Raw genomic sequence first — 9,444 nt, forward strand, 5'->3', positions numbered from 1 at the left:
CCATGCGCTATCAAGACTGGCAGCAGCGGATCATTGCTGCTATCGAGGCCGCCTCCGGGCGGCCTTTTCTTTGGGGCTCGGCTGACTGTTGTTTGTTTGTCGCCGATTGCTGTGTCGCGGCTTGTGGCAAAGACCCTGCCGCCGATTACCGCAACCGCTACACCACGGAGGTTGGCGCCAAGCGGGTGCTGGCAAAGTTGCACGGCTCCATCCCTGCTGTGCTGGATGCCCACTTTGAACGGGTGATCCCTGAAATGGCCCAGCGCGGGGATGCCGTGGTTTTCGAAAGTGATCTTGGCCAGACGGCTGGCGTGATGTGGGCCGGTCAAGTGTGGGCCATGACGGATCAGGGGGCCGCCCCTGTGCCTGGTGTTGTTCCCCTGATAGCCTGGAGAGTCGAGTAAATGCCACCTGTCATTGTTCCTGTGTTGGTGGGGGTGGCGGCTGGCTCCGGCGCGTTCTTTGCTGCCGGTGTTGCGCTGACTACCGCCTACGCCATCGGAGCCATGGCCTCCATGGCTGCCTTGATGCTGACCACCAAGACCCCCTCCTTTTCTGATTTTCGTGGGGCCAGTGAGCGAAGCCAAGTGCTGCGAGCGGCCTCCTCTTCCAAGGTGGCCGTCTATGGTCGCGTGATCTCGTCTGGCCTGCTCTCCAATGCCAAGGAGCAGGTGGGGGATCAGACTGATGGGGAGCTGATTTATCTGGCCCTCACCATCGCGGGGCACAAGATAAGCCGGGTGGGCCGTCTCTGGCTGGGTGATGACCTGATCGAGACGTTCGGTGATCTGGCCAGCTACGAGCTGCACAATGATCGCCAGACTTGTGACCCCTACATGTTGGCGAACTGCCCAAACTGGCGAGAGGACATGATTGGGCAAGGGATCGCCTGGGTGCGTCTGACGCTCAAGTTCAACGCCGAGAAGTTCCCTTCCGGCCTGCCGAATATCAAGATGGAGAAGTTTGGCGCAGAGGTATGGGATCCCCGCGATGGCCAGGTCAAGTTTACCGACAATGCCGCCCTGGTCATTTTGGACTATTACCGCCGCTGGTTGGGGGTGCCGGATGATGAGCTGCGGCTCAATGAGTTCATTGTTGCCGCCAATATCTGCGACGAGCTGATCACCCTGAAGGACGGCACCAAAGAAAAGCGCTATGCGATCAACGGTGAGTTCGACCTGAGTGAGGCTCCCGCCAAGATCCTGGAAGACATGCACATGTCCTGCGCGGGTCAACCGACCTATGTCAGCGGCATGCACGGCATTGTCGTCGGAGCCTACTATGGCCCCGCAAGTGAGGACTTGTTTGATCATCAGTTGCAAGGTGACATTGATCTGTTGCCAGAGCCTCCGGCCAGCGATCGCATCAACACCGTGGTGGGAACTTTCATTGACGGAGAGACGTTCCAGAAGATGGACTTCCCCGCCGTCAAGGTGGCCCAGTGGGTTGAGGAAGATGATGGCCAGGAGCTGACAGAAGATCTGGATTTCCGTTTTGTCACCTCCCCCTGGCAGGCGCAGCGCCTAGCTAATATATTGCTGCGCCAGCGCCGGACCTCCCGCACCATCACCTGTTCGGTCAATCTGTCAGGCTGGCAGTACCGCCCGGGCTCTTACCTTCGCCTCTACATTCCCGCCCTGGGGATCAACGGGGTAGAGTTCAGAGTGGTTGATTGGTCATTCGATCTGATGGATGGCGTCCAGCTCACCTTGCGCGAGGAGTCGGCCGCAGTATGGGCTGATGCTGTCGGTGAGCCAATGACTCGCCCCGACATTACCGATCTGCCAGTAGGCGGCATGGCCATGCCGGACCAGCTCCGCTACGAAGTAGAAACCGTGGGGGAAATCATTCAGGGGGTGCTGTCCTGGCGCAACGTCGGCACCATTGCGTACAACCAGGTGATCATCCAGCGGCTGACACCCGGCAAGCAGCCGGTCACTGTCATGACGGCGCAAAGCCCTGGGCAATCTTGCCGAGTCAACGGCCTGCCGGCGGGTAACTATGTGGCGATGGTGCGGGCGGTGGCCTTGACCGGCGCCCACTCCCCGCTCGCATCCGTCTCGTTCACCATAGAAGTGCCTGCTATCCCCGTGGGGGTCGAGGTTGAGGCAGGCAACTGGTCCCTGGCATTCCGCCCGGTGTTCACCGGTGGCCAGTCCTACGGCACCCTATGCGAATGGTGGTGGAGCAAAGTTCAGCTGCCCCTGGCCGAGGTGCAGACCAAAGCAACCAATGCAGGCTTGGGTGCGTTCATGACGTTTCAAGGGTTGCAGCCAGACACCACCTATTACGTGTGGTTGCGGGCCGTCAACGCCTACGGCAAATCTGGTCTGTTTGCGGCCAGCGGGAAAACCTCCTACGACGCCGCCTCCATCCTGGATGTGCTGGACGGGGAAATCGGCGCCGAGCACCTGCGCGAAGAGCTGCGCAATCCTATCGAGTTGATCCCTGGCATCAGCGAGGAGCTGACTGATCTCGGGGGGGTGGTAGCGGATATCAGGCCCATCGTTGACAGGGTGCCGGTGCTCAGCCATGAGCTAGCTGAGCTGGATGCCACCCTGGTTGATCTCGACCAAGTGGTGGGGGAGATCAAACCCATTGCCGAGCGGGTGCCTGAGATCAGCCACGAGCTGACCAACTTGGGTGGCGCCTTGTCGGCGCTGGATGACCGTTCTAAACAGGCAGAGGCGTTGCTGCGGGATGAGCAACTCAACCTGGGCTCGATGGGCATAGATAACGTCCTGCAGCAGGACAAGCTGCACAGCAAGCTGGACCGGGTGCAGGCGGAGATGGGGGATTTGCGCGATGCGATCTTCACCGTCAATCCGGGCACTGGTGAGATCGAGATGGATGCGGTGAGGGCGCTGCGGGACGAAACTCACGCCAGCTTTACCGAAGTCAATCAGAAGCTGGATGCCGCCAGCGGCACCATCGCCACCAAGGCAGATCATGCCGTGGTGGATGCCCAATGGCAGCGGCTGACCGAGGCGGAACAGTTGCTGGACGGCGTCAATGCCAAGTTGACTCAGACGGTCACCAAATCGGAGTTTGCTGGCGAGCAACAGCGGCTGACCCTCGTCAGCAGCGAGTTGGATGCAGTAAAGGGTTCGTTGGACCAGGCCGTGACCAAGGAGGAGTTTTCCGACGAGCAGCAGCGCCTGACCAGCGTCAGCAACTCGCTCGATGCGACCAAGGGAGAGCTGGCGCAGAAAGCCGCGCAGTCTACCGTGACCGCTCAAGGGGAACGGCTTGCCGTTGCTGAACAGCGGATCACCGCCAACAGCGATGCCAACTCGGCCATGGCCGCCCAGGTGTCTGGCCTCAAGGCCCAGTTGGAGCAGGACGATAAAACCTTGCAGGCCAACATCACCGATGTGGCCAGGGTCAGTGCGGACGCAGACCAGGTGCTGGCGCTGCGAGTCAGCGGGGTCGAGACCAGAACCGACACCGCAGAAGGGAAGATCCGAGTGTTGGAGGAGGTGGTCGAGGATGCTGGCGGGATCACCGCCGGCCGTTTTGACGAGATCGCCGCAGCCCTGGATCTGGCGGCTCGGGCCGCCGATCAGGCCGCCGAAGCGGGCGTCGCCAATGCCCTCGCCGGCGAGCAAGGGGAGCAGCGTCATCGCCAGGCTGAGGCGTCTATCCGCCACGACCAAAAGGTGCAGCTTGACCTGCACCAGGCCTTGGCCCGCGAGGTGACCGAGCTCGATGCTCGCTTTGAAGGAGAGAAGGCCGCTACCGCTGCCAACTTCACCGAAGTGAGGGAAGTGGTTGCCGGGGTAGAGCAGTCCGCCGTCCAGCAGATCAGCCAGCTCAAGGCCGATTACCAGGCGGGAGATCGCCAGACCAATGCCGCCCTGGAGGAGCGCAGCAAGACCCTGAGTGATGCTGACAAGGCGCTGAGCGAGCGGGTTACCCAGCTGCAGGCTACCCTGGAGCAAGATGGTCAAACGCTCAATGCGGCCATTCTGGAGACCCAACGCACCCAGGCGCAGGGCGATCAGGCCCTGGCCGAGCAGATAGGCCAGCTCCAGACCGCCTCCGGCGAGCAGTCGGCCAGCCTGACCAACCTGGCCCAGGTGGTCAGTGACGGCCAGCAGGCCACCGGCCAAGCCCTGCAACAGCTCAACACCAAAACCGATCAGACCAATGCCAGCGTGGGTAGCCTCTCCGAGGCCGTTTCCGAGCAGGGTAAGGCGATGGCCGGCAAGCAGGATGACTTGGCGGCAGAGGTCGATCTGGCTGCCCTGGCCAGTCTCGGCAACACCCTGGCGGATGAAGAGGGCGAAACTCGCAACCGCAAGGCGCGCGCCAAGATCACCCAACGCCAGGAGGCGCAGGCGAACGAGCACCAGGCACTGGCCCGAGAGGTGACCCAGTTCCGGGCGGAGTTCGCTGGCGCCGCGGCGGATACCGCTGCCGAGCTGACGGAGGTGAGGGAAGTGATCGCCGGGGTGGAGCAGTCGACCGCCCAGCAGATCACCCAACTCAAGACCGAGTACCAGGAGGGGGACCGCCAGACCAACGCGGCACTGCAGCAGACCAGCAAGACTCTGAGCGATGCTGACAAGGCGCTGAGCGAGCGGGTCACCAATCTGCAGGCCACCCTGGAGCAGGATGATCAAACGCTCAACGCTGCCATTCTGGAGACCCAACGCACCCAAACGCAGGGAGATCAGACGCTGGCTGAGCAGATCAGCCAACTCAGGACTGAGTACCAGGAGGCAGACAGTCAAACCACCGCAGCCCTGCAGCAGACTAGCAAGACCCTGAGCGATGCAGACAAGGCGCTCAGCGAGCGGGTTACCCAGCTGCAGGCCACCCTGGCGCAGGATGATCAAACACTCAATGCGGCCATTCTGGAGACCCAGCGCACCCAGGCGCAGGGCGATCAGGCCCTGGCCGAGCAGATAGGCCAGCTCCAGACCGCCTCCGGCGAGCAGTCTTCCAGCCTGACCAACCTGGCCCAGGTGGTCAGTGACGGCCAGCAGGCCACCGGTCAAGCCCTGCAGCAGCTCAACACCAAAACCGATCAGACCAATGCCAGCGTGGGTGGCCTCTCCGAGGCCGTTTCCGAGCAGGGTAAGGCGCTGGCCGGCAAGCAGGACGAGCTGGCAGCAGAGGTCGATCTGGCAGCCCTGGCCGGTCTCGGCAACACCCTGGCGGATGAAGAGGGCGAAACCCGCAACCGCAAGGCGCGCGCCCAGATCACCCAACGCCAGGAGGCGCAGGCGAACGATCACCAGGCACTGGCCCGAGAGGTGACCCAGTTCCGGGCAGAGTTCGCTGGCGCCGCGGCGGATACCGCTGCCGAGCTGACGGAGGTGAGGGAAGTGATCGCCGGGGTGGAGCAGTCGACCGCCCAGCAGATCACCCAACTCAAGACCGAGTACCAGGAGGGAGATCGCCAGACCAACGCGGCCCTGCAGCAGACCAGCAAGACCCTGAGCGATGCAGACCTTGCCATGGGGCAACGAGTCGACACTGTGCAGGCGCAGGTGACGCAGCAGGGGCAGACCCTGTCCTCTGCGGTGCAGTCAGAACAGCAGGCCCGAACTGATGCTGATAGTGCTCTTGGCCTGCGAGTGGATACGGTGCAGGCGCAGGTTACGCAGCAGGGGCAGACCCTGTCCTCTGCGGTGCAGTCAGAGCAGCAAGCTCGCACTGATGCTGATCGTGCTCTCGGCCAGCGGGTAGACACGGTGCAGGCCCAGGTGACGCAGCAGGGACAGACCCTGAGCGCCGCCGTGCAGACCGTGGCAGAAGCGCAAGCTGACACCGCCGGCAAGGTGTCGGCGGGCTGGTACACCAAGGCGCAGGTAAACGGCGAGGGCGGGGGCTTTGGCCTCTCTGTCACGCTCAACGCTGACGGCTCGGTGTTGAGCTCGTTCGTGATCGACGCAGATGTGTTTGCCGTGCTCTCTCGTGCCGCGGGGGTCACCTCCAAGCGCAATCCATTCGTCGTCAAAAACGGCACCGTCTACATGAACCACGCCATGATGGACACGGCCGAGATCGGCAACGTGATCGCCAAGTACATCAATGTGCAGCACCTGAAAGGCTCCCTCATCGAGGGTGGCTCTTTCCGTGGGGGGGATCTCTGGCTGGGGGAAAACGCCACCGGCCAGTTCGGAGCCTATGGTAAGAAGTGGAATGCAGGGATCGATTCCATGGGGCGCATCTACGGCAGTGATGTCTATTTTTCCAATGGGACGTTCCAGGGCAATGTGCTGGCCAACTCCGGCACGATGAACAACGTCACCATTCGTGAGAACTGCTTGATACTGGGGAAACTTAGAGCTGAGCAAGTGGAGGGAGGCTTTTATGTAAAACGGATATACGGCGGCACATCTCTACCTGACAACACCGATTCATCGTGGCGCACGGCGGCCACTATTCGCGTCAGCAATGGGATGGGGGTAAGCCGTGTCATCGAAATATCGGCGTCAGCTGGTCACTATGAGGTGTTGTGCAAAGTGGAGAGCTCAGGCAGCTCATCGCTCACCAGGACGGCCACTGGGCACTATGAGGTGAGGATAATAAGGGATGGGGCCACCGTTGAGCATATTGCGCCGTTTTCCATTTCTGTATCGGCCACATCTAATCCCAGCTCAGGCCCACGTGAAGAGCGAGCTAGAGGCGGTATTGGAGTATCAAAAACCGCGCTTGTACCTGGCGATGGTAATCCGCACACCTACGCAGTCCAGTTCAGATTTGTCAGGATGGGGGGTGATGGTGCCAGCGGCAGTTATGCCATTGCTGGGTGTGATGGCAACGACATGACGACTGCGCAACTTTATATATCAAGCCCCGATCTCTCTTAACCATAACAACCCGGCCCTGTGCCGGGTTTTCTTTTCAAGGAACTTTGCAATGGCAGGACTTTGGCAGCGCACCGGCAACGTGACGGTGACGAATGGCAGCAAGACCATCACCGGTTTTGGCACCAAGTGGAAAACCGGCACCCTCCCGATCCAGAAGGGGCACACCTTCTATGGCCCGGACAACGCGGCCTATGAGGTCGATACCGTGGTCAGCGACACCGAGATCCTATTGGTGGATACCTATCGCGGCGGCACCATGGCCAATCAGCCGTACCGGATCGACATCACCCGCACCTCGACCATCAGCCAGTTTGCCGCCGACCTGGCCTCCCTGGTGGCCAAATACCGCAGCTGGTTTGACGGCATGATGACCTGGCTGACCGGTTCGGGGGATGTCGCCATCCTCAACCCGGACACTGGCGCCAACGTCACCATCCCCAGTTGGAAGAAGGTGACCAGCGAGGGCGAGGGCCAGGCGGCCCGCGCCAAGGTCGAGGCAGATCGATCCAAGGCCGAAGCGGATCGCTCTGGCACAGAGGCCGACCGGGCAGCGGGGATTGTGGCGCTGGCCGCGCTTCCGCTGCCTGATGTGTGGGCGCCGCTCTCTGACAGTCTGCGGATGATCACCGGCTATGGGCGGGATGTTCTGGTCGGGTCGGATGTGGTGGCCAGGATGGTAAATTTCAGCCGCAGCACCACAGCGACCTACATCGGCAAGGATGGCTTGCTTAAAACAGCCGCCGCGAATGAGCCGCGCTTTGAGAAAGAGGGGCTGTTGCTGGAGGGGCAGAGCGTCAATTTAATCACATCATCAAACTCTTTACCGCTGGGTAAGCTTGGCGCTGGAGTATCCCCAGTAGCAACAGCAGGCCAGCTAGACCCAATGGGCGGCACGTCGGCAGTAAAGGTTACGCTATCAAGGACAGCGCCTGGCCCATCAAACAGATCGTTTATTGGTTCTGGTGGTTACCCTACTGCGGTATTCGATATAACAGCAGTTAATACGATGTCAGTTTGGCTAAGGGCTATATCACCAACCCCTGTGACGCTACAAATGAGAATAGCTGGCGTCTCATCAATCATCACCGTCACATCAGAGTGGAAGCGCTTCTCCTTAACCAGGCCCGCCAACCATGGTAACCAGGTTGACGGAACAGTCTATTTTGCGTGCCTGCAAGATGATTCGTTATTGAGCGCCGACATTGTTTACTTTGGCGGCCAACTTGAGCAACTCCCGTTCGCCAGCTCCTACATCCCGACAGCTGGCGCGGCAGTAACTCGGGCGGCCGATATCGTCACCATTCCATGGGAAAGGAACATCAATCCCGCTACAGTCACTGTCGCACTGAACTATGACTTGACTGGACTTACCCTACTACAGCGCATTATCGAATATGCGTCTGCGGTAAATCCGAGATATTTAGTGCAGATGTCGGCGGCAGGCTTTATGGAGTCGTTCGCTGGCGCATCCGCTGTAGCCGTGCCGTCCGCGCCGTATGGTGCAGGGTCAACAATGGTGGCAGCAACATCAAGAACCCGACACGCATTTAAATTGTCAGGCAAGGCGATTTTATCTTCAACCACTGATGGGCCCGCTCAAGCGACAACTGTCGTGTCGATCGGTTCCGGTATTAGTGGGGGTGCCCCCATTTACGGCCACGTTCGCAATCTCCGTATCTGGCACAGAACCCTCACCGACGATCAAATCAAGGCGGTAGTATGACCTTTATCGACCTCAACCTGAAGGCGGCCGATAAGGCCGCCATGACCAAGGCCCTGCAGGCCGCTGGCTTCGTCAAAGACAGCGAAACTGGCACCCTCTATCACCCTGCCGCCTCGCTGCAACTGCTGCCGCCCGGCACGGTCACTCGCCCCACTGGCGCGATGCAGACCGTCGATGGTATCGAGCTGGAGGTGCGTGAGCCCGTGCCCGGCTATCACGCCAACGTGCGCACCACCGACGCCGCCCTGGCCGCCGCCCTGGCGCCGGTGACGGTCGTTGTTGAAACTCCGCAATACGTCTGGGCATAGGGGACACCATGATCGTTCGTCTTGAGCCGATTACGGCTATCGTCGCCGCCGTGCTGTTGGGCTGGGCGTGGAATACCGCCACGGCCCCCGGCCCTGTCTGTCAGGTGCAGGAGCAGCACCAGGGTAAAACCGTCCTGGTGCCGCGCCCCTGTGCCGATGTGCTGCCAAAGTAATTGAACCCGCCCCGGCCATGTGCCGGGGCTCTGAGGCTCGAATCGCGATCTGGAACTATGGGCGCCACAACAATCGCCATGATTACCCCCAGAAATGATGCTCCAGTTTGGGGCCATCTTGGGGCCAAAAAATGCAGGAATGATGTGTTTGGGGCTAAAATGGGGCCACGAAAAGAGCTGGGGAAAGCCAAGATTAGCTGCTGATAACTAATTATAAGCTTCTGAATTTGCCAGCTTTATTTGGCTCTTTGTAGCTCATGCTGGCTCGCGCGCGGCTTCAATGGTTCATCGTGTAAATAAATTGAGCCATTGGCTAATTCTCTTCATTTACAGCTTGTTATTGTGTTGCTTTGAAATCTTGGGGCTGTATTGGGGCCAAATCAGAAAAGCTGGCCCCAAGCCTGCCCCAAACCCTG

The 9,444-nt window shown here is 60.3% G+C and carries 5 protein-coding genes; all 5 read left to right on the top strand.

The features are described 5' to 3' along the window. Positions 1–2: 2 nt before the first annotated feature. From C3418_RS01420 to C3418_RS24305, 5 genes are read left to right on the top strand one after another with little or no spacing between them, the layout of a single operon-like run. Positions 3–404 (top strand): hypothetical protein, encoded by a 402-nt coding sequence (locus C3418_RS01420; RefSeq protein WP_103857856.1) that lies wholly within the window; start codon positions 3–5, stop codon positions 402–404. Next, positions 405–6,824 carry a DUF1983 domain-containing protein gene (locus C3418_RS01425; RefSeq protein WP_146054084.1) on the top strand — a complete coding sequence of 2,140 codons (6,420 nt, stop codon included), beginning with the start codon at positions 405–407 and terminating at the stop codon, positions 6,822–6,824. Positions 6,825–6,873: 49 nt separating this feature from the next. Beyond that, positions 6,874–8,547, top strand: a complete 1,674-nt coding sequence (locus tag C3418_RS01430) for a hypothetical protein (RefSeq protein WP_103857858.1) — start codon at positions 6,874–6,876, stop codon at positions 8,545–8,547. After that, positions 8,544–8,855: a hypothetical protein gene (locus tag C3418_RS01435; RefSeq protein ID WP_103857859.1), complete on the top strand. Its 312-nt coding sequence runs from the start codon at positions 8,544–8,546 to the stop codon at positions 8,853–8,855. Before C3418_RS01430 ends, C3418_RS01435 begins: the two co-directional genes overlap by 4 nt. 8 nt (positions 8,856–8,863) lie before the next feature. Next, positions 8,864–9,028, top strand: coding sequence for a hypothetical protein (locus tag C3418_RS24305; protein ID WP_181023050.1), 165 nt, complete (start codon positions 8,864–8,866; stop codon positions 9,026–9,028). Positions 9,029–9,444 lie beyond the last annotated feature (416 nt).

Origin of the sequence: Aeromonas sp. ASNIH8, assembly GCF_002919855.1 — a bacterium.
Lineage (GTDB): Bacteria > Pseudomonadota > Gammaproteobacteria > Enterobacterales > Aeromonadaceae > Aeromonas > Aeromonas caviae.

What these genes read in the sequence shown, in the direction of transcription:
- C3418_RS01420 (WP_103857856.1), top strand. Translation starts at nt 3, where the DNA reads ATGCGCTATCAAGACTGGCAGCAGCGGATCATTGCTGCTATCGAGGCC.
- C3418_RS01425 (WP_146054084.1), top strand. Translation starts at nt 405, where the DNA reads ATGCCACCTGTCATTGTTCCTGTGTTGGTGGGGGTGGCGGCTGGCTCC.
- C3418_RS01430 (WP_103857858.1), top strand. Translation starts at nt 6,874, where the DNA reads ATGGCAGGACTTTGGCAGCGCACCGGCAACGTGACGGTGACGAATGGC.
- C3418_RS01435 (WP_103857859.1), top strand. Translation starts at nt 8,544, where the DNA reads ATGACCTTTATCGACCTCAACCTGAAGGCGGCCGATAAGGCCGCCATG.
- C3418_RS24305 (WP_181023050.1), top strand. Translation starts at nt 8,864, where the DNA reads ATGATCGTTCGTCTTGAGCCGATTACGGCTATCGTCGCCGCCGTGCTG.